Source organism: Polynucleobacter sp. MWH-Berg-3C6, assembly GCF_018881855.1.
In the GTDB taxonomy this organism is placed as follows: Bacteria; Pseudomonadota; Gammaproteobacteria; order Burkholderiales; family Burkholderiaceae; genus Polynucleobacter.
The window spans coordinates 64090-89797 of the sequence record NZ_JACVPN010000005.1; the positions used below are offsets into that span (position 1 = coordinate 64090).

22 protein-coding genes and 1 tRNA gene are annotated in these 25708 nt (G+C 45.9%); 9 read left to right on the plus strand and 14 right to left on the minus strand.

Translation table 11 applies throughout. The annotated features are described in order from the left end of the window. Positions 1 to 165: 165 nt before the first annotated feature. From ICN13_RS08460 to ICN13_RS08475, 4 genes are all read right to left on the minus strand, one after another. Positions 166 to 756 carry a hypothetical protein gene (locus ICN13_RS08460; protein WP_216139922.1) on the minus strand — a complete coding sequence of 197 codons (591 nt, stop codon included), beginning with the start codon at positions 754 to 756 and terminating at the stop codon, positions 166 to 168. A gap of 9 nt (positions 757 to 765) precedes the next feature. Beyond that, the gene (locus tag ICN13_RS08465) at positions 766 to 1344 is read right to left on the minus strand and encodes a hypothetical protein (protein WP_216139923.1); all 579 of its coding nucleotides are present in this window, start codon (positions 1342 to 1344) and stop codon (positions 766 to 768) included. Beyond that, positions 1341 to 2168 carry a peptidylprolyl isomerase gene (locus tag ICN13_RS08470; RefSeq protein WP_216139924.1) on the minus strand — a complete coding sequence of 276 codons (828 nt, stop codon included), beginning with the start codon at positions 2166 to 2168 and terminating at the stop codon, positions 1341 to 1343. Before ICN13_RS08470 ends, ICN13_RS08465 begins: the two co-directional genes overlap by 4 nt. 106 nt (positions 2169 to 2274) lie before the next feature. Beyond that, positions 2275 to 4041: a ShlB/FhaC/HecB family hemolysin secretion/activation protein gene (locus ICN13_RS08475; RefSeq protein WP_216139925.1), complete on the minus strand. Its 1767-nt coding sequence runs from the start codon at positions 4039 to 4041 to the stop codon at positions 2275 to 2277. 165 nt (positions 4042 to 4206) lie between these two features. On the opposite strand from ICN13_RS08475, the gene nadA reads away from it, so the two are divergent. Both nadA and nadC read left to right on the plus strand, forming a co-directional pair. Beyond that, positions 4207 to 5334: a quinolinate synthase NadA gene (gene nadA, locus ICN13_RS08480; RefSeq protein ID WP_216139926.1), complete on the plus strand. Its 1128-nt coding sequence runs from the start codon at positions 4207 to 4209 to the stop codon at positions 5332 to 5334. Between the two features lie 15 nt (positions 5335 to 5349). Next, positions 5350 to 6207: a carboxylating nicotinate-nucleotide diphosphorylase gene (gene nadC, locus ICN13_RS08485; protein ID WP_216139927.1), complete on the plus strand. Its 858-nt coding sequence runs from the start codon at positions 5350 to 5352 to the stop codon at positions 6205 to 6207. Between the two features lie 3 nt (positions 6208 to 6210). On the opposite strand, the gene nadB is transcribed toward nadC, so the two are convergent. The 7 genes from nadB to ICN13_RS08520 form a co-directional block, all read right to left on the minus strand. Beyond that, the gene (nadB, locus tag ICN13_RS08490) at positions 6211 to 7866 is read right to left on the minus strand and encodes an L-aspartate oxidase (protein WP_216139928.1); all 1656 of its coding nucleotides are present in this window, start codon (positions 7864 to 7866) and stop codon (positions 6211 to 6213) included. 40 nt (positions 7867 to 7906) lie between these two features. Continuing rightward, positions 7907 to 8185, minus strand: a complete 279-nt coding sequence (locus ICN13_RS08495) for a type II toxin-antitoxin system RelE/ParE family toxin (RefSeq protein WP_216139929.1) — start codon at positions 8183 to 8185, stop codon at positions 7907 to 7909. After that, positions 8185 to 8412, minus strand: coding sequence for a ParD-like family protein (locus ICN13_RS08500; RefSeq protein ID WP_216139930.1), 228 nt, complete (start codon positions 8410 to 8412; stop codon positions 8185 to 8187). The genes ICN13_RS08495 and ICN13_RS08500 overlap by 1 nt, the downstream gene beginning before the upstream one ends. 98 nt (positions 8413 to 8510) lie before the next feature. Next, positions 8511 to 11408, minus strand: a complete 2898-nt coding sequence (gene fdhF / locus ICN13_RS08505) for a formate dehydrogenase subunit alpha (protein WP_216139931.1) — start codon at positions 11406 to 11408, stop codon at positions 8511 to 8513. 21 nt (positions 11409 to 11429) lie between these two features. Next, positions 11430 to 13232 (minus strand): NAD(P)H-dependent oxidoreductase subunit E, encoded by a 1803-nt coding sequence (locus ICN13_RS08510; RefSeq protein WP_216139932.1) that lies wholly within the window; start codon positions 13230 to 13232, stop codon positions 11430 to 11432. 174 nt (positions 13233 to 13406) lie between these two features. Continuing rightward, a complete protein-coding gene (locus ICN13_RS08515; RefSeq protein ID WP_216139933.1) occupies positions 13407 to 13625 on the minus strand; it encodes a hypothetical protein in 219 nt (72 codons plus the stop codon). 9 nt (positions 13626 to 13634) lie between these two features. Further along, positions 13635 to 16010: a DUF748 domain-containing protein gene (locus ICN13_RS08520; RefSeq protein ID WP_255534100.1), complete on the minus strand. Its 2376-nt coding sequence runs from the start codon at positions 16008 to 16010 to the stop codon at positions 13635 to 13637. Positions 16011 to 16131: 121 nt separating this feature from the next. Here ICN13_RS08520 and ICN13_RS08525 point away from each other — a divergent pair, with 121 nt between their 5' ends. After that, a complete protein-coding gene (locus tag ICN13_RS08525) occupies positions 16132 to 16725 on the plus strand; it encodes a DUF1080 domain-containing protein (protein ID WP_216139935.1) in 594 nt (197 codons plus the stop codon). A gap of 47 nt (positions 16726 to 16772) precedes the next feature. On the opposite strand, the gene ICN13_RS08530 is transcribed toward ICN13_RS08525, so the two are convergent. Beyond that, positions 16773 to 16863, minus strand: a tRNA-Ser gene (locus tag ICN13_RS08530). A gap of 46 nt (positions 16864 to 16909) precedes the next feature. Continuing rightward, entirely contained in the window at positions 16910 to 18883 is a 1974-nt protein-coding gene (acs, locus tag ICN13_RS08535; RefSeq protein ID WP_216139936.1) for an acetate--CoA ligase, read from the minus strand. Between the two features lie 175 nt (positions 18884 to 19058). Between acs and ICN13_RS08540 the strand changes: the two genes are divergently transcribed. The 5 genes from ICN13_RS08540 to ICN13_RS08560 are packed head-to-tail and all read left to right on the plus strand — an operon-like array spanning position 19059 to position 23216. Continuing rightward, the gene (locus tag ICN13_RS08540; protein WP_216139937.1) at positions 19059 to 20582 is read left to right on the plus strand and encodes a fumarate hydratase; all 1524 of its coding nucleotides are present in this window, start codon (positions 19059 to 19061) and stop codon (positions 20580 to 20582) included. Positions 20583 to 20606: 24 nt separating this feature from the next. Continuing rightward, on the plus strand, positions 20607 to 21413 hold the full coding sequence (gene murI / locus ICN13_RS08545; RefSeq protein ID WP_216139938.1) for a glutamate racemase: 807 nt from the start codon (positions 20607 to 20609) through the stop codon (positions 21411 to 21413). Between the two features lie 8 nt (positions 21414 to 21421). Next, a complete protein-coding gene (locus ICN13_RS08550) occupies positions 21422 to 22102 on the plus strand; it encodes an energy transducer TonB (protein ID WP_255534101.1) in 681 nt (226 codons plus the stop codon). Positions 22103 to 22107: 5 nt separating this feature from the next. Next, complete coding sequence (locus ICN13_RS08555; protein ID WP_216139940.1) at positions 22108 to 22800, plus strand: MotA/TolQ/ExbB proton channel family protein; 693 nt, start codon at positions 22108 to 22110, stop codon at positions 22798 to 22800. A 2-nt stretch (positions 22801 to 22802) separates the two neighbouring features. Further along, positions 22803 to 23216 (plus strand): biopolymer transporter ExbD, encoded by a 414-nt coding sequence (locus ICN13_RS08560; RefSeq protein ID WP_216139941.1) that lies wholly within the window; start codon positions 22803 to 22805, stop codon positions 23214 to 23216. Positions 23217 to 23219: 3 nt separating this feature from the next. Here ICN13_RS08560 and ICN13_RS08565 read toward each other — a convergent pair whose 3' ends face one another. Next, positions 23220 to 23684 carry a hypothetical protein gene (locus tag ICN13_RS08565; protein WP_255534102.1) on the minus strand — a complete coding sequence of 155 codons (465 nt, stop codon included), beginning with the start codon at positions 23682 to 23684 and terminating at the stop codon, positions 23220 to 23222. Positions 23685 to 24069: 385 nt separating this feature from the next. Between ICN13_RS08565 and ICN13_RS08570 the strand changes: the two genes are divergently transcribed. Next, complete coding sequence (locus tag ICN13_RS08570; RefSeq protein WP_216139942.1) at positions 24070 to 25629, plus strand: flagellin; 1560 nt, start codon at positions 24070 to 24072, stop codon at positions 25627 to 25629. The last annotated feature ends 79 nt before the right edge of the window (positions 25630 to 25708 follow it).

The window sequence follows — 25708 nt, forward strand, 5'->3', positions numbered from 1 at the left end:
TTGAATTTTGAGGCTCTTTTAAACCCCAAAAATTGTCAGGAATGAAAAAAATAGCGATATCTAAAAATTGGAGCAACTGAGGGGTGTTTTTAGCGCCTTAGGCGCAAGGTGTTTTTTGGTCAATTTTGCTAGTAGCTTTGACTCAAAAAATGAAGTGTTTACTGCTTAATGAATAGAGATATTTTCACTCATTTTCACTTCTGAATTTTGTTCTTCAGTTGCTACATTTTTGATCTGCAAAACTGCTTCTCCCCACCCTGCTTGTAGTCGTAATTGATCAAGCAAAACACACATCGTTTGAAGTGTATTAGGAGGTAATTTGAGGTTTAAATTTGCACCACCTGGAAGCGCAAAATCAATCGACAAATCGGGATCAATTTCACCTTCTTTTAGATCACTTAATTGCATCAATTTTTCACCGTTTTTGGTTAAAGCGCAGGTCACATCCATGACCAAAATTGGATCAAATCCAAGTGGAAAATGGAGACCAGATTCGTATGCTGGTAGCTCTGTATTTTGATTCTTTGCGAGCTCTAAAATTGCTTCTCTTTCAAATTGATTGATGGCTTTTGCAGCATCCGGTGAATGTGTTTGTTCCATCTTTTTTGCAAGCAAAAATGCAGTTGCTGCGAGAATAAAAAGTGTTGTTCTGCGAGTAAACCAGAGCCGATATTCATCTTGGTTTTGAGTATTGAACCGAAATAATATTCGGTCCTCATTCACTAAATATGTACCGTTAAATTGCTTGATGCCCATGATATTGACCTAGATAGAATTTTCTTTTGAAGGTGGTTTTTGGTTCAAATTGGGGGTGTTTTTTGGGGTAATTTGAGCTGGTGGAGGCGCATATTTTGGGGTCATTTTTTGCTCCTTCTGTTTACTGCTTGCAGCCTCTATCAAGAGCCGATCAATAGCAGGTTTTGCACCCGCGAGGCTAAAGCGACTAACAGCAAAAGCACCGGATTGCAGGGCTACGGCAAAACCAATACTGTCACCAATCTGGGTTGCCTTTAGTACTGCCTCAAATGGGCTGAGTATCTGAAAGAGAGTTCCGTTAATTGGGGTGCACTCCATCGTCAAAGCGGTGGAAACGCTGAGGCTATTCATCAATACAGAGTATTTTGCCCCTGGTGTGCAGTTAAAGCTTTGGCGCAAATAAAAAAGGCATTCCTCACCAGAGCAAAAAGACCCAAAGGAGGTGTTTGGGTCTCCAATGGTGTAGGCCTCGTTAGTCTTTCCACTAAGCTCAGTAGTCCAGTTTTGATAGACAATCTTCTCCCCTGCCCAGGCAGTATTGGCTGCAATCAGCAAAAAAGATAGAGCTAATGCATGAATCAACTTCATTGAATGATCTTCGCAGACTCACGCAGGCGTTTAATCGTTTCACCTAAATATTGCTGAATGAGCGCCTGTTTTAACTGGTTTTGGGATGCCTCAAATGTGGGAAGTTTGGAGGATTTAGCATCGTCTAAACGCACGATGGCCCAAGCATCAGAAAGTCGAATAGGTGACTTACTAAAGCTACCCTTATTTAGATTGGCAACAACATTAGCTACCGGTGGTGCCAATTGCTGAACGGATACCCACCCCAACACTCCGCCCTGAGATTTGGTTGAGGCATCTAGCGAAACCTCTTTAGCAGCCTTGGCAAAGGAATCTCCAGCCTGTAATCGTGCAATCACGGCAATGGCCTCAGACTCAGAGCCAAGCACGATCTGACTAATCTTATATTGGGTAGCAGAGTCCGTACCGTTACCCAAGAACTGCTTTTGCTTGTTGTACTCCTCACGTAACTGCTCATTAGTGATGGGATTCTTAGTGAAACGGTCTTCGATCAATGCCTGTAGGTATAGATTTTGTTTTAGTTGAGTGATTTGATCTTGCAGATCAATCTCTTTATCAAGGCCCTGCTTTACTATCTCTTGGGCAATCAGCTGGCGATTGATGAGCTCATTCTTAATAGCCTCCCTGAGCTGAGGGCTGTCTTTTTGCCCCTGCGCGAGTGCTGCTCTAAGGCTGATGTCAAATAAGCCTTTGCTAATGGGGGCACCATTGACAGTGGCAATGAATTCAAAATCTTTTGAAGGGCTAGATGCAACTTTGACATCTTGGGCATAAATCACAGAGGAGGTGAGAAGCATGCATATTGCCAAGAAATAATGCTTCATAAAATCTCCGAGAACGAGAAAGATCAATCTACTGAGTTATTGATCACTACGAAGTGATTTGAAATCCAGTTTTTCAGACATACAAGCCTAAATGCCACCAACAAAATTAAAAATTGTAACTACCAGTGATCCAACCTCTAGGTTGAGTAGTGGTGCCGTCAGTATTAACAGCCTGTCCAAAGGAGTTATACAAAGGGTTCTGGCCCACTTTCCAAGCCACCATTGCGCCGATGTTCCAACCTTCATAATCCCACTTCACACCAAAGCCGGCACCCATGAGTGAATAGGTGTTATTAGCATTGGTTTGACCTTGCCAGCCCGGGTACATGAATTTGTACTGCTGCACTACACCAGCATCAAAGAATGCGGATGCCATTAACTTAGGCTGCAGCTGATGTCTTAATTCAACCGAAAAGATTCCGCCCTGAGAGCCACCCGACTGCGCTACCGGGTAGGCGCGCACACCGTATGGGCCGCCTAGATAAAACTGCTCAGCAGAATTGAGGTTGGTTGATGCAAATTGACCAGAAACCGTGGTGTACAAAGTCGTTGTGCCATCTTCGACTAATTGCTGGTTGCGATTTGCAGAAAAAGTGAGCTTACTAAAATTGGATGGTGTGATTGGCTGATAAACCGCAGGACTTGATCCTGGCACTAAATACTGGCTGTAATACGGCGTGCTTGTGCTCAAAATATCTAAATGGCCCAGCACAGCTGTTACAGATCCACTGCTCACAGCTCCATAACCAAAGCCATCTACTATGTTTCCAGATAAACCAGCAGAAATGTTATTGATGTTGTAGGCGCTAATCACGGAATTACTAATCGTATTACGGTTGTTATAGCTCTTGACGTCGTAATTGAGGTTGGTATTTAAGTTGCCTGTTTGCGAGCGAATCAATGGATAGGCAGCACTTAAGCCTGTAGTCCATGCGTCACCAGCGCCACCGGTTGATGCGTAATTACTTACGTTTTTATATTGCAAAAAAGTACCGGCCAAACCCAGCCTCAAGCCATTGTCTGAGCCCGGTAAAGAAATTGCGCCTTGCAGATATTGTGAGCCTTCTGAGCTAATGCCATTAATGGATGCGGAGTCACCAATACCAAGAACGCCATTGAGATTTAAGGCAACCACCCCTTGGTTTGCGCCAGTTGTACGGCTACCGTAGTTATTGGCTTCAACCCTCCCCTGCACCATATTAGGCTGCGTTAACTGCACGCGTACATTGGTTTCGCCATCTTTATCACCTGGCTCTAATTGACTTGAAACCATGACGCCTGGGGTTTCATTGAGGATCACGATCGCACGCTCAAGCTTATCCATATTCAATGGCTCGCCAGGAGTATTTGCGTAAGTAATGTATTCAGCTGCGCGCTCTTTGCTAAAGCGAGTGGGTCCTTGCGGATTTTCTACAACAACTTTACCTAACTTAGCTTCGGTTACCAAAATTTTGACAATGCCATCAGCAATTTTTTGCGGAGGCAAAATCGCTTGAACTGTGTAGCCCTTGCTGCGATACAGATTCTGAATGGCATCACAAGCTCTTTGCAAATCATCAAAGCTGACAGGCACTCCAACCCAAGAGCGAATTGCCATTTGCACTTCAGCCTCAGGAAGAATATTGACACCCTCAATTGCAAATGACTTCACAGTGAAGCGTAATTCACCTTCTTTGGGCTGGGTCGGTTGAACTGGTGCAGCCCTGCCTGGTTCTGGCAAAGCTAGTGGAGAAGGCAAAGGGAGTTGTTGCTCTAAACCCTGTTGCAATGCTCCAGCGTCTACTTGCGCATAAGTCTGCCCAGTAATGAGAGTACTGATTGCCGCTAGGGCGAATAATCTTTTCAATCGAAAAATGGATGTTGCGTGTTTCAAGGTGAGATGCATAAGTTGGCGCAAAATAACCGTAAGGTCTTGATAAATAATGCATAAATTTAAAGGTTTATAGGGAAAATTCCCATTAGCCCTATGGCTAATGGGAGGCTAGAGAGCCAATACTCAAAAACAGGTGAAAATACCCTCTCTCGATTAAGATTTCATATGAGTTCAACTGCTAGCAGCCCCATTTCCTTTGATTACCCCCAGCAAGACTCCGCAGGGGTAACTTGTACTGCCCAAGCTTGGGCAAAGACCCCTCCGCATTTGCATGGTTCTGAAAAGGCAGCCGTGATTGCCCGCATTAAGCAATTACTCATTGAAAAAGATGCTGCCTTAGTTGCCCACTACTACGTTGATGGTGATATTCAGGATCTGGCCATGGAGACTGGTGGTTTTGTTGCTGACTCCCTGGAAATGGCGCGCTTTGGTAAAAACCATCCCGCCAAGAATTTAATTGTTGCCGGCGTGCGCTTCATGGGAGAGTCTGCCAAGATTCTCAGTCCTGAGAAACGCATCTTTATGCCCGACCTAGAAGCTACCTGCTCTTTAGATCTAGGTTGCGATGCTAATGACTTTGCAACTTTTAGAGCCATGCATCCAGATCGCGTTGTTGTGGTCTATGCCAATACGAGTGCTGCAGTAAAAGCGCAAGCTGATTGGATGGTCACTAGTTCATGCGCTCTAGCGATCGTGCATCAACTGAAAGTAGAAGGCAAAAAGATTCTGTGGGCACCAGATCGCCACCTCGGTAGATATATTCAAGAGCAGACTGGCGCAGATATGCTGCTCTGGAACGGGGCTTGTATTGTGCATGATGAATTTAAGGCTGCTGAGTTAGAGATTCTGAAAGCGGCCCACCCTAATGCGATGATTTTGGTTCACCCTGAATCACCGCAAGCTGTAGTCAATTTAGCAGATGTGGTGGGCTCTACCTCTGCCATGATTAAGGCGGTGGTTGATGGCAGCGCTACGGAATATATCGTTGCTACCGACAAGGGTATCTTGCACCGCATGCGCCAGTTGGCACCAAATAAGAAATTAATTGAAGCCCCTACTGCCGGTAATAGCGCTACCTGTAAGAGCTGCGCCCATTGTCCTTGGATGGCCATGAATGGTTTGCAAGGAATCTTAGATTGCCTTGAGAATGCCTCCGGTGAAATCTTCATTGAAGAGTCTGTCAGCGTTAAGGCATTAACTTGCATTGATCGTATGCTCGACTTCACCAAGAATCATCCAAACCTTCTTGCCAAAGCCCAGCATGGCTTTGTGAAAAATATCGGCGCTGCTTAATTTTTATATTGATATATGTTTGATTACAACGAATCCCTCGAGCAAGCGCGTCAACGCAATATTCATGATGCGCTCATGGAGGACATTGGTACTGGTGATTGGACAGCCAAACTGGTACCCAGCAAAAATGTTCGAGCACAGCTGATTGTTCGTCAAGATGCTGTGCTGTGTGGTGTGGATTGGTTTGAGGGCACGCTCAAGAAGTTAGATCCCAATGCCAAAGTGACTTGGCATTACTTGGAAGGCGATCTCATGAAAGCCGATACCAAAGTTTGTGATATCGAGGCTGACTCTCAAGCCCTACTCTCTGCTGAGCGTACTTGCATTAACTTTCTCCAAACACTCTCTTGGACTGCCAGCATTACCCGCCAACACGTTGAGGCCATTGCTGGCGTGAGTCCCAATCCCAAGGGTTGTGCTGTATTGGATACTCGCAAGACTATTCCCGGATTACGCCAGGCTCAAAAATATGCAGTACGAGTTGGTAGCGGTCAGAACCAACGCCTTGCACTCTGGCATGGCATCCTCATTAAAGAAAATCACATCGCTGCTGCTGGTAGCATCACTGCGGCACTCAACAATGCTGCCGCACTCAATGCGGGGGTAGATATTCAGATTGAAGTTGAAAACTTTACTGAACTGGAAGAGGCTCTAGCTGCAGGTGCTAAAAGTATTCTGATTGATAACTTCACTACCGATCAAATGAAACAAGCGGTAGCCTTAACTGCAGGTCGTGCACTACTAGAAGCTTCTGGCGGTATTAATCTGGATCAGATGCGCGCTATTGCTGCCACCGGTGTTGATCGCATTTCTCTTGGAAAATTAACCAAAGATGTCTATGCGGTTGATTTTTCGATGCGGATTCTGGGTTAATCCTTAAGCTTCTTTGGTGTTTTCTGCACCCTCGGCTTGAGGCGTCAGAATGGTCGGATAAGACACCGCCCAAGTGCCTGGGTAGTCACGGCTGTAATGCAATCCTCTGCTCTCTCGGCGCATCAGGGCTGATCGTACGATGAGTTCAGCACATTCTAGTAAGTTACGCAATTCAATCAGATCTCGCGTCACTTTAAAGTTAGCGTAATACTCTTGTACTTCGTATCTCAAGAGCTTAATGCGGTGTAATGCACGCTCAAGCCTGCGATTGGTTCTCACAATACCAACATAGTTCCACATCAAAGAGCGCAACTCGTCCCAGTTATGCGCAATGACCACTTGCTCATCGGCATCCTCTACCTGACTCTCATCCCAAAGAGGTAGGTTTGGCATAGCTGGTGCTTTAAGCCCAGAAATGTCTTCAGCCGCTGCTTTACCAATCACAATGCACTCTAGGAGTGAGTTACTTGCTAATCGATTGGCACCATGTAATCCAGTGTAAGTGGCTTCACCAACAGCATACAAACCTGGTAGATCGGTTCTGCCTTTTAAATCAGTCACTACACCACCACAGGCATAGTGAGCAGCAGGCACCACCGGTATCGGCTCTTTCGTAATATCTAAACCAAGACTTAAGCAACGTGCATAAATCATGGGGAAATGTTCTTTAATAAAGGCTTCACCTAAATGCGTAGCATCGAGATGAACATAATCTAAGCCGTGCTTTTTCATTTCAAAGTCAATAGCACGGGCAACAATATCGCGCGGGGCCAACTCTTTGCGCTCATCGTGAGACTGCATAAAGCGCGTGCCATCTGGTAGCTTTAATAAGCCACCCTCACCGCGCATGGCCTCCGTAATGAGGAAGGTACGATCACTGGGGTGATACAAGCAAGTTGGATGAAACTGAATAAATTCCATATTGCCAACTCGGCAACCTGCACGCCAGGCCATGGCAATGCCGTCACCGGTAGCGGTATCTGGATTACTGGTGTATCGATAAACCTTACCGACACCACCCGTTGCCAGCACTACAGACTTCGCTGCAATAGTTTCAACGCGATTATTTTTGATGTCTAGGGCATACACACCATAACAACGATTCGGCTTAGTGCGCTGTGTCTTTTCATCCAGATGACGGTTCGTAATTAAGTCGAGCGCAATCCAATGCTCTAGGATTTGAATATTTTTATGGGCTCGAGCTTTATCAAGCAGCACTTCATGAATCGCCTTACCTGTTGCATCAGCAGCATGCGCAATACGACGATGACTATGCCCACCTTCACGGGTGAGATGCAATCCCATTGGACCAGCCTCATCAGTAGTAAATGGCACACCCTGCTCCACTAACCATTTGATGGCATCAGCACTTTCTTCAGCAATATAACGGGCAGTCGATTCGACTACGAGACCCGCTCCCGCATCAATGGTGTCAGCCACATGAGAATCAATACTGTCATGCTCTTTATCAACCACGCCAACGATGCCGCCTTGTGCCCATGCAGTAGCTGCCTCGCCCAAGCCTCGTTTTGCCATGAGAATCACTGGCTGAGATTCAGCCATATGTAAGGCAACGGTTAAGCCCGCAAGACCTGCACCAATAATCAGGACAGGTAACTCTGCTTGGGATTGCGTGGGGGATGGTTTTGAACTAGCCATGGAAGGTCAATTCTACTGGGCGATATGATAGTTTGCTCACTTATCTTTTAATATCTCTATAGAAGTTTTCATGAGGGCCAATAGAATCCAGATAAATAAGCCTGAGACCATCATCAATCGAATAGCCCAACAAGTAAAGCTGGCTGTTACTCTTGAACTTACAAACCAATAAGTTAGACAAATCACCCTTTTTTCTCTCACCGATAAGGGGGTTTTCTGAGATTTTGACTACAGCTTTATCAACATCTTTAGCAGTTTTGTCATTTAGTTTTTTGTATTGTCTTGCAAATCGGCGCATTTGCATAACTGCATACGCCATTAAAGCTTCCTTGAGCGAGGAATAAATGGGGTTCCGCTCCCACGCGGTTCTGCCAAAGAGGCTAGTGACTCCATAATGAAGGAGACCGGCAAATCAGGATTATCAATTGCAGCACGACCTACTTTTGCCCAAAACTCAATTTGTCCAGCAATAGTCCGATGCTCAGCTTTAGCCTCAAGCTTAGCCAACTCGTAAAGATCATCATCAATTCTTACTGGCATGCCCATAGAATTCTCCCCATTTACCTAATTTTACTACAAAAGTAGCAACACAGAAATGAGGGGAATTGTAAAAAGCCGCCCTAAGGCGGCTTTAATTCAGATACTTATTGGGATGTGGCAACAACTTGTTGCCTTTCGGGGTCATTAGTGCCGTAACCCATGACATGAGCTACCTGCCCACCCTTCGCCAATTTGACTGCGCAGTACTTAAATTCCGGAATCTTGCCAAAGGGATCTAAGGCAGGATTGGTGATCAAGTTTGCTGCAGCTTCATAGTAAGCAAATGGAATAAAGACCACGCCTCTTGGAGTGCCGTCATCTCTACGCACATGAATACCCACCTCACCGCGACGAGATTGAACAGTAATGACATCGCCAGCTACAACACCAAGCTGAGTCATATCTTCGCCATTCATAGACACAGTAGCCATAGGCTCGATTGCATCGAGTACAGTAGCGCGCCTTGTCATACTGCCTGTATGCCAATGCTCTAACTGACGTCCAGTGATTAGAACAAATGGATACTCACCATCAGGTCTTTCGTTTGCAGGAATGATATCTGCAGGAACGAGTTTTACTTTTCCATCAGGAGTAGCAAAGGAATCATCAAACACAATTGGGCGACCTGGGTCTTCGGCTGAAAGGCATGGATAGGTAACGCTCGATTCCTTTTCGAGGCGCTCCCAGGTTATACCATTGATGGCACCATGCATGGCTTGGCGCATCTCGTCATAGACTGCTGCAACACCAGCATCAGGTCCTTGGTAATTCCAATTCAGACCCATACGCTTAGCAATTTCTTGAATGATCCATAAGTCTGGCTTTGCATCGCCTGGTGGCTCGATTGCTTTTTTGCCCATCTGTACCATACGATCAGTATTGCTTGCGGTACCCACCTTCTCTGGCCAAGCACTTGCTGGCAAGACCACATCGGCCAGTAGCGCTGTTTCTGTCATAAAGATGTCTTGCACGACTAAATGCTCAAGTGATGCCAGTGCGTGACGTGCATGATTTAAGTCAGGATCACTCATTGCAGGATTTTCACCTTCGACATACATGCCACGAATCTTATCGGGGTCGCTATCGGGCGCAGTGATCTTATGCATGATCTCTACTACGGTATAGCCAGGCTTTTTATCTAGCGGAGTACCCCAGAATTTTTCAAACCATGCATGAGCCTCTGGATTATCAACACGCTGATAGTTCGGGAACATCATCGGAATCAAACCAGCATCACTAGCGCCTTGGACGTTGTTCTGTCCACGCAATGGATGCAAACCAGATCCTGGCTTACCAATTTGACCAGTAATACTCACCAAGGCAATTAAGCAACGCGCATTATCTGTGCCATGAACGTGTTGGCTAACACCCATGCCCCACAAAATCATCGCTGACTTGGTAGTTGCAAATTCTCTTGCCACTTCACGCAATGTCTCTGCTGGAATGCCGCAGATTGGCGCCATAGCTTCAGGACTATAGCCCTTAATATTTTCTTTTAAGGCTTCGAAGTTATTGGCACGGTTTTTAATGAACTCTTGATCTGCCAAACCCTCTTCAATAATCGTATAGATCATGGCATTGAGCATCGCCACATCAGTGTCGGGCTTGAACTGCATCGTACGCCAAGCATGCTTACCAATTTCAGTCATACGTGGATCGCAAAGCACAATCTTTGCACCACGTTTAGCAGCATTCTTAAACCAAGTAGCAGCTACTGGATGGTTGGCTGTTGGGTTAGATCCAATCAACATGATCAAGCTAGAGTGCTCGACATCATTTACTTGATTACTTACCGCGCCAGAGCCAACACCCTCCAGGAGTGCGGCTACAGAAGATGCATGGCAAAGACGGGTGCAATGATCTACGTTATTGCTACCAAATCCTGTACGCACTAGCTTTTGAAATAAATAAGCCTCTTCGTTACTCCCCTTAGCAGAACCAAAGCCAGCCAATACTTTTAAGCCGTGTTTATCTTTGAGTTTCTTCAGACCGCCGCCGGCCAGTTCCAAAGCCTCTTCCCAAGTTGCTTCACGGAAGATATTGGACCAATCTTGTGGGTTCTGAATCGCCGTCTCATCCTTAGGCACACCAGCCTTGCGAATGAGAGGCTTTGTGAGGCGCTGTGGATTATGGATGTAATCCATACCAAAGCGGCCTTTAACGCAAAGGCGATTATGGTTAGCAGGTCCATCACGACCTTCAACGCTAACAATCTTTTCATCTTTCACGTTATAGGTGATCTGGCAACCAACACCGCAGAATGGGCAAACAGAATCGACTTTACGGTCAACGGTCTGTGAACCAATTAAACCTTTAGGCATCAATGCACCGGTTGGGCAGGCTTGTACACATTCGCCACAAGCAACACAGGTGCTATCACCCATTGGATCATTGAGATCGAAAACAATTTCACTATGCGCGCCACGCATGGCGTAGCCGATAACATCGTTTACCTGCTCTTCACGACAAGCGCGTACACAACGGTTACATTGAATACAAGCATCTAGGTTTACCGCCATCGCTGGGTGCGATACGTCGTTGGCTACCTTCTCACGACGCAATGCTTTGAGCTCTGGACGGACTGTAACGTCCATGCGACTTGCCCAAGTACTGAGTTCACCATGCTGATTTTTTTGTTCTTCTGCTTTGCTGTCTCCAACCCACTTAAATCCTTCGTCTGGCATGTCTGATAACAACATTTCCAGAACTAATTTTTGACTCTTTACAGCACGCTCGCTATTGGCTTTGACTTCCATGCCTGGAGTAGCGCTTCTGCAGCAGCTCGGGGCTAATGTACGTTCACCATTGATTTCAACTACGCAAGCACGGCAGTTACCGTCAGGACGATAGCCATCTTTAAAGCATAGATGGGGAATATCGATACCGTGACGTTTAGCAGCCTTGAGAATGGTTTCACCTTCATAGGAAACAATTGTCTTGCCGTCTAGCTTGAACTCAACGGTTGGTAATTCGAGTTCTTTTGGATTGGTTGGTGCGTTCATGTTTGTCTCGTCTTTCCCTATTTAGGCTACTTCTTGTGGGAAATATTTATGAATACAACGAATGGGATTAGGTGCTGCCTGACCTAGGCCACAGATAGAGGCATCAACCATGACAGTTGCTAAATCTTCTAAGGTATCTTGATCCCAGGATTTGGCTTGCATAAGTTTTGCAGCTTTGCCAGTACCAACACGACATGGAGTGCATTGACCACAGCTCTCATGCTCGAAGAAGTGCATCACATTGAGCGCCATATCACGGGCTTTATCTTTATCACTAAACACCATGACTGCTGCTGAACCGATAAAGCAGCCATACGGTTGCAGGGTATCAAAGTCCAATGGAATGTCATTCATCGTAGCCGGCAAAATACCGCCCGATGCACCGCCCGGTAAATAACCATAGAACTGGTGGCCATCTTGCATGCCGCCACAGTACTCATCAATGAGTTCCTGGATAGTGATCCCGGCTGGAGCCAGCTTCACGCCCGGCTTTTTAACGCGACCGCTGACACTAAAGCTACGCAAGCCTTTGCGATCATGTCTACCAAAAGAACTAAACCACTCAGGGCCACGTTGCACAATATCGCGCACCCAATAGAGAGTCTCAAAGTTATGTTCTAGAGTTGGTCTTCCAAATAAACCAACCTGCGCAATATAAGGAGGACGCATGCGTGGCTCACCACGCTTACCTTCAATACTCTCAATCATTGCGGATTCTTCACCGCAAATGTAGGCGCCTGCTCCACGACGTAATTCAATCGTTGGCAACTTAAATGGAGGATTGGCTTTGAGTTTGGCTAATTCAGCCTCAAGGAGTTCACGGCAGCCGTGATACTCATCGCGCAAATAGATATAACAAGCATCAATACCAACAACATTTGCGGCAACCAACAAGCCTTCTAAGAAACGGTGTGGATCACGCTCTAAGTAAGTACGGTCTTTGAATGTTCCTGGCTCACCTTCGTCAATATTGACAGCCATCAGTTTTGGCGCAACTTGATCTTTCACAATGCGCCACTTGCGCCCTGCTGGAAATCCGGCACCACCAAGGCCACGCAAGCCAGAACTTTCCATCGCCTTAATAATGCTTTCAGCATCGCGCTTACCATCGATAATTTCTTTTGCAAGGGCATAACCACCTTGAGCGCGATAGGATTCATATCCCACATAGTCAGGAGATAAGGCTTGATTTTCGCCTTGCGGAGAAACACCCTGCTCGGCTAAAGATGCTGGATCAAAGTTCGCATTATCTTTAGCCATTGGCTGAGTTGTTAAGCCATTCTTCACTGCAGCTTGCACTTTATCTGTTGTCGCAAAGAGCACTGGATATTGGTGCACTACTGCAACTGGAGCTTGCTCACAGCGCCCTACGCATGGGGCTGCAATGACTTTGACATTCGGGTTACCTAAAACTGTTGGGAGCTTTGCTAATAAGTTTTGCGCACCAGCCAACTCACAGGCGATACCATCGCACACGCGCACAGTGATATCCGCTACTGGGTCATTGCCACGTACGACTTCAAAGTGGTGATAGAAAGTTGCTACCTCATACACTTCAGCCATGGGCAAATTCATTTCTTTTGCCAGAGCAACTAAATGACGATCATGCAAAGCCCGATATTCATCATTGAGCTTGTGGAGATTTTCAATGAGCAAATCACGACGATGTGGCGCATTGCCAATCAGTTGTCGCACTTCCGCTAGCGATGCATCGTCTGCTTGACGACCTTTGAGTTTGCTCTTACGACGAATGGTCTCCCTCAAATCATCTGCAGTAGCAATGGCAACTGCTTTGACTTCTCCGGAAGGCTTTGGGTGATTCATAGTATGTAGTCTCTAATTTTTATACTTGTCTTGCCATTAAGCGCATAAGCATTCCCGATCAGACAAGACTGGACTTGCCCTAGTGGAAATGCAAATAATCGCTTGATTTTGGGTTATTTCACCCAGCATGTCCTTGACGGCGCTCAAGGGAATGAATTAAGGGTTTACCCTAAGCTATAGCATGGATGGGTATGGTCTATCGCCCGGGGGATTGGAGTAATCCAACTTGCGCTCATATACCCTAGCCTTGAAGCAGTCTTGATAGCCCTTGCTACCAATCTGCCAGCCTATAGAAGTGCAGTCCTCTTGAGCGGCAGATTCAATAGAACCACAGCCTACAAGCATGGTGGCAACGGTGGCCATAATGAGGATTGATAGTTTTCGTAAATTCATGGCTCAAGTCTACTTGATTCTGATCTCAACATCGAGAGGAATGCCCTCTTTTCCAGCTTCAGCCGACTTTACATCTCCAATGACAATCCGATCCTTCAAAGCTGGATTTGCCTTGATCATCAAATCATAAGCAATCGTAGCTCTGGTTTTCGCTAATTCTTTAAGCTGGGCATCACTCACATCAATGTCAGCAATAAGCTCTGAACGCAATTGCTGGTTGCGCGCTTCTCCATCCGGCAACATTAACAAGCGTTGACCCAATTTAATACGACCAACGTATTGTGCATAGGCAGCTTTCAAGCCAGATTGCACTCTTGGATCAGATAGACTCGGAACGGGTACAGGATCACCTGCCGTTAATTTAAAACCAGCCTCTTTCAAAATAGCGGTATCTGCTTTTGCTCTTGCTAACTCTTGCTTATCTTGAGTAGGGTCATATGTACCAATAATTTCTAAACTCGAGTTTGGACGCTTCACCAAGTACTCGCCAAACTTTTCCAGGCGATCTTGGTCGGCAGGCAAGAAGACTGCTTCACCGGGTAAAACATTGACTCCTTCATTACTACCCATTCCAAGAATCGATGCCAAGGCCCTAAAGGGAGCAGTAGCAATATTGGTCAGTACATTACTAATAGCCTGCCAAACTAAACCGCTAGCGCTAAATTCTGGTGAATCCACATTGCCCGCTATACGAACGGTTACATCAATGGTGTCATCAGCATCCTCTAATAATGCAATCGCCAATCCCAAGGGCAATTTTTTACCCTTGAAGTCTGGCACCTCATCGCCCAGCACTACCTTCTTAATAATGATTTGATTGCTGCCGTTGAGCTCGCCATCCTTGGCACGGTAATTCAGATTCAGGTTTAAGCGCCCATCAGTAATTTGATAGCCTGCAAAGTTCATTACTGCTGGATTAAATGTAGTGAGCGGGAGATTGCGAAAATTCATTGCGATATCGTGATTACGACGAGGGTCATCAAATGAGGCTTGACCCTTAGTTCTCATACTGCCCGAGCCCGCCACTACCCCATCCATTGCCACACTAGCAAAACGTCCTGGGGTATTGCTAACACCTATTAAAGTAGCGTTGAACTTCTTAATATCAACCTTAAAGTGAGGTCGCATCGCCAAATCAGAAAACAGAACTTCGCCATCCTTCAGATTGAGGGAGCGCATATCTAAAAGAAATGGGGTCTTTGCCGATTCTGTAGCAACTTCCTGCTCTGCCTTGTCGCTTTGGGGCTTAGAAAATAATCTACGGAAATTAGATAAGCCTTCTTCGTTAATTTCAAAACGCAGTGTTGGACGATCGACAAGCAAATCATCAATTGTCAGACTAGTTCCGGCAGACTGTTTGGCTGACTTAATGAGCTTGTATTCCAACTGACGGAACTCAGCTGTCTTCCAGCGAATCAATGGGATTTTTTCGCCCTTTTCTGTCACTGCCAAATCAATTAAATGAACGTCACCTGCAATGATGTCTGCATCCGCACCAAGTTTGACTGCTAAGTCGGCATTCATGAGTCCGCTTTGAGCTGTTAATTCTTTATTAGCAGGAAGCATGGATACGATAGGTGCCAAGGACAAATTTTCAATATTGATCTTGCCATCTATCGCCTTGGATACAGTATTAAGATCCCAGTGAGAGCGCAGGCTTCCTTGGTCCAACTGCAGATCCAATTGCAAGCCTAGGGCGCCTGGGCTTGGATTGTCTAGACCCCCTGCAATCGTTACACGATTAAAGGCAATTGTTTTGTTAATACCCGGTATCAATAACTCCAAGGAACCTAAGTTGAAGTCGTACTGACCACGCACACCCGAGACAACGCCATTTTTGTCATAGTTCGCCACCTTGAGTAGCTTCATCGAGAAAGGCTTGAGCTCCTCTTTTAAATTAGAAGCAGCATCAATCAAACTGAAGGATGCTGAATTGACCTCCAATTGATCAACAGAAATCTTCAGCGGCTGCTTCACCTCTTTAGTATCTGCTCGGGGGAGATTCTTCTCAACCGCTCGGATGAATTCTTGCCAATTCCAAAGTACCGTCTCAGCAGATCTTCCTTTAGCCGCTCTTTTTTCAACCAGGAGCTTCGGCTCTTCAAGAGCAATCTCATCAAACCCGATCTCTCCCATAGCTAACTTGGTCCACTTTAGAGAAACCAATAGCTTCTTAAATTGCAGGAGATTACCGCCGTTTTTTGCCAGATGAAGACCTTCGATCTCTACTTGCAAGCGCAAAGGAGAAAGACTGAGATCCTGATAAGCAATGTCATAGCCAATCTTGTTGCCATACTCAGCAACAGACTTTTTGATAAATCCAGGAATAAACAAATGGGCGCCAGCCCAGAAAAAAGTGGCGAGCAACAAACATACGACTGCCAATCGCAGGACCCATGCCTTGAATAGGGAAAAATTAAATTGAGCCATCTACTTGTATATTTTTGGCAATATCAGTAAAAATTAAAATTATCATAGAACAATCAATATAAACCCAGGAGAGTCCATGAAACGCCTAAACCAATATATTGCAACCTTATTAGTTTGCCTTGCTACCTTATTAGGCGGCAACCCTGCTTTAGCTCAAAATGCAGATGGGTTTATCGACCTCATTGACGGAGTCAGCTTAGAGGGTTGGAATATTGTTGGCAATGCAAATTGGGTCATTGGTAATGGAATCATCGAAGGAAATAAACCGAATGGATATTTAGTCAGCACGAAAAGTTATAAAAATTTTATTATTCGCGCAGAGTTTTGGGCAGGGTCAGACACTAATAGTGGAATCTTTATTCGTTGCCAAGACCCCACCAAGATTGCAGCGGCAACTTCATATGAGGTCAATATTTGGGATACCCGCCCTGGCCAAGAATATTCCACCGGAGCAATTGTGGATGTAGCCAAAGTGAATCCTATTTATAAAGCCGGCGGTCGTTGGAACACTATGGAGATTGTTGCCAATGGCTCGCACTTTAAAGTCACTCTCAATGGCGAGGTTACGGTAGCAGATGCTCAAGACAGCAAGTTTGCTGATGGCCCTATTGCCATTCAATCGGCAGGCGGTGTAGTGAAGTTTAAGAAACTACAAATTAAGCCGATGTAATCCAGTTGTAAATGAAAAAACCACCCGAGGGTGGTTTAGATACTGCTTGGCGGAAGGGGCGGGATTCGAACCCGCGGTAGGCTATTAACCTACGCACGCTTTCCAGGCGTGTGACTTAAACCGCTCATCCACCCTTCCGGAATCGATGATTATACGATTGCCGAAAGGGTTTAGCCTTAAAAGCTTATACAGACTCCTTAAGCTGTTCCAAAATCGCTGGATTTTCCAGGGTTGAGGTATCTTGAGTCACCTCTTCGCCTTTAGCAATCACGCGCAACAGTCGACGCATAATCTTGCCAGAACGAGTCTTAGGCAAGTTATCACCAAAGCGAACATCTTTAGGCTTAGCAATTGGGCCAATTTCTTTACCAACCCAGTTACGCAATTCAGTCGCAATCTTCTTAGCATCTTCACCTGTTGGGCGACCGCCTTTGAGAACTACGAATACGCAAATTGCTTCGCCAGTTAATTCATCTGGACGACCAACTACTGCAGCCTCAGCAACCAATGGATTAGCAACTAAGCAAGATTCGATTTCCATGGTTCCCATACGGTGACCAGAAACGTTCAAGACGTCATCGATGCGGCCAGTAATCGTGAAGTAGCCAGTATCTTTATTGCGAATTGCGCCATCACCTGCAAGGTATAAAGTGCCGCCCAACTCTTCTGGGAAATAGGATTTCACGAAACGGTCAGGATCACCCCAGATCGTACGAATCATTGAAGGCCATGGACGCTTCACAACCAGGATACCGCCCTGGCCATTCGGCACATCTACACCGGCTTCGTCAACGATAGCCGCTTGAATGCCAGGCAATGGCAATGTGCATGAACCTGGAATCATTGGGGTCGCGCCTGGCAATGGCGTAATCATGTGACCACCAGTTTCGGTTTGCCAGAAAGTATCCGCGATTGGGCAACGTGAACCACCGACATTCTCGTAGTACCACATCCAAGCTTCTGGATTAATTGGCTCGCCTACAGAACCCAAGAGACGCAAGGAAGATAAGTTATAGCTCTTTGGATGCACTGTTGTGTCATTGCTAGATGCTTTGATCAAAGAACGAATTGCGGTTGGTGCTGTGTAGAAAATAGTTGCATTGTGTTTCTGAATCATGTCCCAGAAACGGCCAGCATTTGGATAAGTTGGCACACCTTCAAACACAATCTCAGTGGCGCCAACTGCGAGTGGGCCATAAGTAATATAGGAGTGGCCAGTTACCCAGCCGATATCGGCAGTACACCAGAACACATCATTTGGCTTGATGTCAAAGGTCCACTTCATTGTGAGAATTGCCCACAGGAGGTAGCCACCTGTAGAGTGCTGTACACCCTTTGGCTTACCGGTAGAGCCGGATGTGTACAGAATAAATAATGGGTGCTCAGCACTAACCCACTCTGGCTCGCAAGTCGTAGCTTCATTCGCCATGATTTCTTGCATCCAAACATCGCGGCCTGCAGTCATTGCAATATCAGAACCAGTGCGCTTGTTCACGATCACATGCTTTACCTTAGGGCATTCGCCAGTGGAAAGAGCCTCGTCACAAATTGCCTTTAAGGGCAGTGTTTTACCGCCACGGAACTGTCCATCAGCAGTAATCACTGCTACTGCACCGACGTCCATAATGCGATCACGCAAAGCTTGTGCAGAGAAACCACCGAACACTACAGAATGAATTGCACCAATGCGGGCGCATGCTTGCATCGCCACAATGCCTTCAATAGTCATTGCCATGTAAATGATGACGCTGTCACCAGACTTAATACCCATCTTGCGCATTGCGTTTGCCATTTTGCAAACGCGCTCAAGTAACTCTTGATAGGTAACTTTTGTAACTGTGCCGTCATCTGCTTCAAAGATCAGGGCAGTCTTGCCGCCTAAACCGGCTTCAACCTGACGATCTAGACAGTTATAAGAGGCATTCGTTGTGCCATCTTCAAACCACTTATAGAAAGGTGCTTTAGATTCGTCTAAAACTTTACTAAATGGCTTTTTCCAATAGATATTCTCTTTAGCAAGGCGGCCCCAGAAACCGTCATAATCCTGATTCGCTTCATCGCAAAGCTTCTTATAGGCATCCATACCCGGAATAGCGGCACCCTTTACAAAGTCTGCAGGTGGGTTAAATACGCGGTTTTCTTGCTTTAATGGTTCCATGCTTCACTGCCCTCTATCTAATAATCAATGATCTATTTTTGCCAAAATGCCGCAAAATGATGGGTTTAGACCCTCGGAACCTTAGAAGATAAGTGAAAATACCCGGGATTTGCTCTATGGCAAACCCTTAAAATAGGTCAAACCTTACTAATAATGTGGAAATAAGCCAAAAACCATGACAAATATCAAACAAAACGACCTGATTCAAAGCGTTGCGGATGCATTTCAGTTCATTTCTTACTACCACCCCAAGGACTTTATTACCGCCATGGGCAAGGCTTATGAGCTTGAGCAAGGCGCGGCTGCTAAAGACGCATTGGCACAAATTTTGACCAATAGCCGGATGTGCGCTGAAGGGCATCGCCCGATGTGTCAGGACACCGGCATTGCTGTTGTCTTCCTCAAGATTGGCATGAATGTCCAATGGCCTGATGCCACGATGAGTGTTTCAGACATGGTGAATGAAGGTGTTCGTCGCGCGTATCTCAATCCAGAAAATACCCTCCGCGCTTCAGTCTTAGCTGATCCAGCAGGCAAACGTAAAAATACAGGTGACAACACCCCTGCTGTCATCCATTACGAAATTGTTCCGGGTGATGATGTTGAAGTGATTTGCGCTGCTAAAGGTGGTGGCTCAGAGAACAAAGCCAAGATGGTGATGCTCAACCCATCAGACTCCATTGTCGATTGGGTAGTGAAAACTGTTCCAACGATGGGTGCAGGTTGGTGCCCTCCTGGCATTCTCGGTATTGGCATTGGCGGCACTCCAGAAAAAGCCATGTTGATGGCAAAAGAATCTTTAATGGGTCCAGTAGATATTCAGGAGCTCATTGCTCGTGGTCCTAAAACTCGCGCCGAGGAACTGCGTCTTGAGATTTATGACAAAGTAAACAAATTAGGCATTGGCGCCCAAGGTCTTGGCGGCCTGGCAACCGTGCTCGATATTAAGATCATGGAATACCCAACCCATGCTGCGTCACTACCTGTGGCAATGATTCCGAACTGTGCGGCCACCCGCCACGTGCACTTCCATTTACATGGCGATGGTCCTGCGAAGCTGGAGAAACCATCTTTATCAGATTGGCCAGATGTCACCTGGACACCAGATACCAAAAAATCGAAGCACGTTGATGTCAATACATTAACTGCTGAACAGGTGGCAAGCTGGAAACCAGGCGATACCTTATTGCTAAATGGAAAAATTCTGACTGGTCGTGATGCAGCCCATAAACGGATTGCTGATATGTTGGCCAAAGGCGAAGAACTTCCGGTCAGCTTCAAAAATCGCATCATCTATTATGTTGGTCCAGTTGATCCTGTCCGCGATGAAGCAGTTGGTCCTGCAGGCCCCACCACCTCAACTCGCATGGATAAGTTCACTGAAATGATGCTTGCTAAGACAGGTTTAATTTCGATGATTGGTAAAGCTGAGCGCGGCCCGGTTGCAATCGAAGCTATCAAGAAACATAAATCTGCATATCTCATGGCTGTGGGTGGCGCCGCCTACTTGGTGTCTAAGGCGATTCAGTCTGCCAAAGTTGTTGGCTTTGCTGACCTAGGTATGGAAGCAATTTATGAATTCGATGTCAAAGACATGCCAGTGACTGTTGCCGTGAACTCTGAAGGTATCTCCATGCACGAGACCGGCCCTCAAGAATGGCAAGCAAAAATTGCTGGTATTCCAGTCAAGATTGCTTAACCAAGCGCGCACCGTTAAATCACTTTGGCACTCATAGGGGTTTTTGATTCTGGCGTCGGAGGCTTATCCATTTTGGATGAGGCTCTGCGTCAGCTTCCGCAGCACGACTATATTTATCTTGCGGATTCCGCGAATGCCCCTTATGGTGAAAAATCTAGCGACTGGATTGCTGCCCGCAGCCTTGCTTTATGCAAACATCTCGCAAGTCAAGGCTGTGATGCAATTGTTGTAGCCTGCAATACTGCAACTGCCGAAGCAATTCAACAGATCCGCGCTGAATTAGATATTCCGATTATTGGAGTAGAGCCAGGCATTAAGCCTGCAGCAATGCAATCGCAAAATGGGATCGTGGGAGTTCTGGCTACAGAGGCAACCCTGAAGAGCGATAAGTTCAATGCGCTACTTGCAACGCTTCCAGATCACTGTCGTTTTATTAAGCAGGCTGGCGCAGGACTTGTACCCCTGATTGAGGCGGGCAAGGCAGATAGCGAAGAAACTCTGGAGCTATTAGGTAAACATCTTGTACCTATTTTGGATGCTGGCTCTGATACTTTGGTCTTGGGCTGCACTCACTACCCTTTCTTAAAGAAACCCATACGCAAGCTTTTAGGTGACAGCATCACTTTGATTGATACAAGCGATGCCGTGGTGAGGCAGCTTAAACGCGTACTCGAGGTATTGCCACAAGATAATCATTCTGTAAAACGCGGTTCGGTTTTATTTATCAGCAGTAAAAATGAAGCATCACTTCTGGCGATGTCTAAAGATTTACTCACCAGTGATTTGAATGAATATGCTATTGATTCAGCATTATTAGGTGAAGTGTCATGAGCACCTTCATGCAAAAACTAGACTCTCGTCTACCGTTTACCAAATCAGAGCGGATCATCATTGCTATTGTTCTGGTGTTGCATGCATTGCCAGCTTTGGAGTTCATTCATCTGAGCGCACGTCCGCCCAAAGTGGATGACGATCGGGTGATGGCAAATTTAGTGAGTCCTTCGCCAGCCAAAAGCCAGGAAGCTCCAGCTACACCTAAACCTACACCACCTAAACCTAAAGAAGAGCCCAAGAAAAAGGTAGAGGAAAAGCCGGTTCCAAAACCTACTCCAGCACCTGCAGAACCCAAGCAATCAACCACTCCCCCGAAGCAAGCAGAGTCCAAGAGCGAATCTCAACCCCAAAATGCTGCTGTAGCACCCTCCACTGCTGGCGGAGTGAGTGGCACACCGATTCAGACCGACATTGGTAAACTGGAAGTGCTCTACCAACCAGATGCTGATGCTTACTATCCCTCTTTTTCAAAAAGGTCTGGGGAACAAGGTACAGTTATCGTGCGTTTAATTATTGATCAAACGGGCAATGTTGAAGATATAGCCCTTTTGCAATCGAGTAACTTTCCGAGGCTTGATCGCGCAGCGACTGAGATCGGGAGACGTTATCGCTTCAAGCCTTTTTTAGTAAATGGTTCACCACAAAGAATTTCTACCAATCTTTTAATTAAATTTAATCTCAAGTAAACATTATGAATACACCATTTGGCATAGCAAATCTTTGGCTTGAGGGGGACTTCATTACCCGCTTTGTGGCTATCGCACTTCTCATCTGCTCAGTTGTTACTTGGGTCATTTTGCTCAGTCGCTTTTGGGAGCTGCGTAATCTTCGCAAGCTCAAGCCTGAGCTCGATCAGTTCTGGCGCGCCACGTCCTATGACCAAGGCTTGCAATCCTTTAGCAATCCGGCACTGAACCCTTACTATCATCTTGCTAAATCAGCAGCCACTGCTTCTGCGCATCATCAGAATCAAGCTCATGATCATCGTGAACTGCTGCAAACACTCAATTACTCTGAGTGGATGGCTAGAAGCCTTAAGAACAGTGTTGATGGCATTGCAGCGAGTTTTCAGAAGGGGCTAACCTTCCTTGGATCTACTGGTGCGATTTCACCTTTTATTGGTTTGTTTGGCACTGTATGGGGCATCTATCATGCCTTGATTGCTATCAGTAGCTCAGGCAGCGCACAGCTTGATCAGGTTGCCGGCCCAATTGGTGAAGCGCTGATCATGACTGCCCTAGGTTTGGCGGTGGCGATTCCTGCGGTGTTGGCATTCAACGCCATTAATCGTGCTAACAAATTAATGGTTGCCGATCTCAATCGCTTTGCAAATGATCTTCTAGCCTATTTTGTGACTGGCGCTCGCGTTAAGTCTGGAGAATAAGTATGGCTTTTCATATTCAAGACGATCAGAATGATGACAGCATCATGTCTGAGATCAATATGACGCCAATGGTGGACGTGATGTTGGTCCTACTGATCATTTTCATCATCACCCTGCCCGTCATACAACAAGCAGTCAAGATCGAACTCCCAAAAGCTAATAGTGTTCGCAATGAGGTCAAGCCAGAATCTGTTCAACTCACAATTGATGGCAAGGGTCAAATTTTCTGGAATAGCACTGCAATTGATTTAAAAACCTTTGATGGCTATGCAGAGAAAGCTGCCCAGAAAGAACCTCAACCCGAGATTAACTTGCGCGCTGATAAGTCTGTGAAGTACGAGTATGTCGCTCAAGTACTGGCAGCGTCTCGTCGCGCCGGTTTAACGAAGTTAGGCTTTGTCACCGAGCCCGATTAAGTTTTACCGCGGCTTTGCAGGTGCTTTAGCTGGGAAACAGCTTTCTTCACTCACGTGAGTTCCGTCTCCCAAAGACGCACCCAAGATACCGCCCTGTATTTTTTCAACCTTCTTTAACTTGCCGGTTGCAGGATCAAGAGTCATGTGAGTTAGCACTGTGCCAGCAGGATACTTAGCTCCCATAATTTCCTCGGCCGGAAAACTAGCCTCTATCACTATATAAATATTCGGCTTAGCAAGTGTGACGCTTTTAACGACTTGTGTTCCATAGGCATCAGACTGATCCAGATCTCGATCATCCAAGTACACTTTTGCTTTCTGAGTCTTCGAAGCAAGTGTCAGTTGCATTGAATACTCTTCAACATAATCCTTTTCAGACCTCTTACAGTCAAAGAAAGCGGATTGCCCCATCACTGGAGTGATGATGCAAGACAACAATAGTGGGAAGAGTGAATGGAATGTTCTCAAGATCTGATGAGGAAACGATTGAAATGCTGGTGCCCGAGGCCAGTATATCCCCAGACTGTTGTGGCCCTCAGAGCCATATATCTATTAAGCCATTGTACACAGCAGCCTAGCCAATGCATCTAAATTAGGTCAAATGTATCTAATTTGTATCTAGGCCTATGGGGCACTTTTTTAAAACTCGACCCCGACTTTTCAGGTACCCTGCCCCCCACAACGGTGGCCCCAGCCAAGACCTCAAGTTCATCTATTTTTCAAAGAACTCATAGCCAAGGGTATTCACCATAGGGCTAAAGATTTCCTAAAAATAGCCGTATTGAGGGTCGTGAGGGCCTTTTTAGCCCTTGGGCCTCCCTTTGGAGGTGACTAATAACAAGAGATTATTGATATGGCCGCAGTCCTCAGTACCAATATGGCATCACTGTATGCCCAGAAGAACCTCAGCACTGCTCAGACTGCTTTGTCTGCTTCTGTGCAAAGGCTGTCTTCCGGTACTCGCATTAACAGTGCTAAAGATGATGCTGCTGGCTATGGGATCTCTGAGTCTTTAAAAGGGACTAAAAACATTGTGGATCAATCGATTCGCAATACCAAGGATGCTATTTCTCAATTGCAAACTGCTGAAGGTGCATTAGATGTCGTTGGCAAGATGCTCCAGCGAGTCCTTACCTTAACCACCCAGCGCCAAGATGGCACTTTGAACTCTGATCAAACAGACTCTATTAATAATGAGATCGCTTCCCTTTTAAATGAAATTCAAAACGTCAAAGAGCGTACCCAGTTCCAAGGAGGATCTGGTTCAGTCTTTGGTACTACTAATACCTTAAGTACTGGTACAGGAGTGGCTAGTACGATTGAGATAGCTAATTTGAGTTTGGGGAATGTTAGCGCATCTTCTTTTACCATCGGTGGCTTAGGTCTTGTAGATGGCTGGTACGATGTCTCTGCCCCTAATCATGGATTTTCTTCTGGTGATGCTATTACCTACCATGTGATTTCGGGCTTGAGCCCGATTGCAAATTTAGTAGATGGGCAGACCTATTATGTAATAGCCGAGCAGCCCGGTGAGCCTGCTAATGGTGAAGATTATTTCATGTTAGCTAATACAAGAGAGAAAGCGTTATCAGCAAAACTTTTTATTACCCAACAAGATGCCCAAGACCTCATTGATGATGGAACCGCTATACAGATTACAGCTCCTGCGGGGACTAGCAGTGCCTATCCCAATAGCAGTGCTAACCCTGGGGAGGTAGGCTATTTTGTGCCTGACAACGGGGGTGCTGGTGGCACTTTAATTGTGAGCAGTGCTCTTGGAGTACAAGAAGGCCAAGGAGTCTCTCTGCTTGTGGATAATTTCCCAATTACCCCCTACTTTGGCGGAACAGACCTTATTGTCACATCAGTAATCGATAACCCAGATAGCACAAGCACCATCACTCTATCTGCAGATTCCAGCGGTAATTTTTTTCTGGAATTAATTGATGGGGGAGAAATTCAATTTGTTGATACAGGTATTGCCTCATTTACCAAGGGTAGCAATTCTTTTGGTGGACTTGGCATAGTTGCAGATAGCCTAACAAGTGAAGCTGATGCCAATGCTGCTGGCCTCATTACAAATGCTGCCTACTTTGATGCCGGTGGCAATGTCCAGTCCTTAGAAGCTGATGATGTCGCTAACCTATCTACTTCAGTAGTCCAAGATGCTATTGGGATTAATGCCACTAATAGATCTGATCTGGGTATTTGGTTAAATCGCTTGGAATACTCAGTAGATAACATGCAAACCCTATCTACTAATTTAGCTGATGGTATTAGCCGCATTGTCGATACCGATTACGCAGCAGAAACCTCTAATTTGACCCGTACTCAGATCTTGCAACAGGCTGCTACTTCTATGCTAGCCCAAGCCAATCAGATGCCGAACGTCATTTTGACGTTACTCAAGTAGATTAGAGATATCTAAAAAGTATCTCGTTTGTCTCTAAGATAAAACTCTGAGGTAATCTCCCTGCCTGATCTGCTGGGGG

Coding starts and splice junctions, on each gene's coding strand:
- ICN13_RS08500 (WP_216139930.1), bottom strand. CDS start 8,412: ATGGGCATGCCAGTAAGAATTGATGATGATCTTTACGAGTTGGCTAAG.
- ICN13_RS08465 (WP_216139923.1), bottom strand. CDS start 1,344: ATGAAGTTGATTCATGCATTAGCTCTATCTTTTTTGCTGATTGCAGCC.
- ICN13_RS08460 (WP_216139922.1), bottom strand. CDS start 756: ATGGGCATCAAGCAATTTAACGGTACATATTTAGTGAATGAGGACCGA.
- ICN13_RS08510 (WP_216139932.1), bottom strand. CDS start 13,232: ATGAATCACCCAAAGCCTTCCGGAGAAGTCAAAGCAGTTGCCATTGCT.
- nadB (WP_216139928.1), bottom strand. CDS start 7,866: ATGGCTAGTTCAAAACCATCCCCCACGCAATCCCAAGCAGAGTTACCT.
- ICN13_RS08540 (WP_216139937.1), top strand. CDS start 19,059: ATGACAAATATCAAACAAAACGACCTGATTCAAAGCGTTGCGGATGCA.
- ICN13_RS08525 (WP_216139935.1), top strand. CDS start 16,132: ATGAAACGCCTAAACCAATATATTGCAACCTTATTAGTTTGCCTTGCT.
- ICN13_RS08470 (WP_216139924.1), bottom strand. CDS start 2,168: ATGAAGCATTATTTCTTGGCAATATGCATGCTTCTCACCTCCTCTGTG.
- acs (WP_216139936.1), bottom strand. CDS start 18,883: ATGGAACCATTAAAGCAAGAAAACCGCGTATTTAACCCACCTGCAGAC.
- ICN13_RS08570 (WP_216139942.1), top strand. CDS start 24,070: ATGGCCGCAGTCCTCAGTACCAATATGGCATCACTGTATGCCCAGAAG.
- ICN13_RS08515 (WP_216139933.1), bottom strand. CDS start 13,625: ATGAATTTACGAAAACTATCAATCCTCATTATGGCCACCGTTGCCACC.
- ICN13_RS08555 (WP_216139940.1), top strand. CDS start 22,108: ATGAATACACCATTTGGCATAGCAAATCTTTGGCTTGAGGGGGACTTC.
- ICN13_RS08550 (WP_255534101.1), top strand. CDS start 21,422: ATGCAAAAACTAGACTCTCGTCTACCGTTTACCAAATCAGAGCGGATC.
- nadC (WP_216139927.1), top strand. CDS start 5,350: ATGTTTGATTACAACGAATCCCTCGAGCAAGCGCGTCAACGCAATATT.
- ICN13_RS08495 (WP_216139929.1), bottom strand. CDS start 8,185: ATGGCGTATGCAGTTATGCAAATGCGCCGATTTGCAAGACAATACAAA.
- fdhF (WP_216139931.1), bottom strand. CDS start 11,408: ATGAACGCACCAACCAATCCAAAAGAACTCGAATTACCAACCGTTGAG.
- ICN13_RS08560 (WP_216139941.1), top strand. CDS start 22,803: ATGGCTTTTCATATTCAAGACGATCAGAATGATGACAGCATCATGTCT.
- nadA (WP_216139926.1), top strand. CDS start 4,207: ATGAGTTCAACTGCTAGCAGCCCCATTTCCTTTGATTACCCCCAGCAA.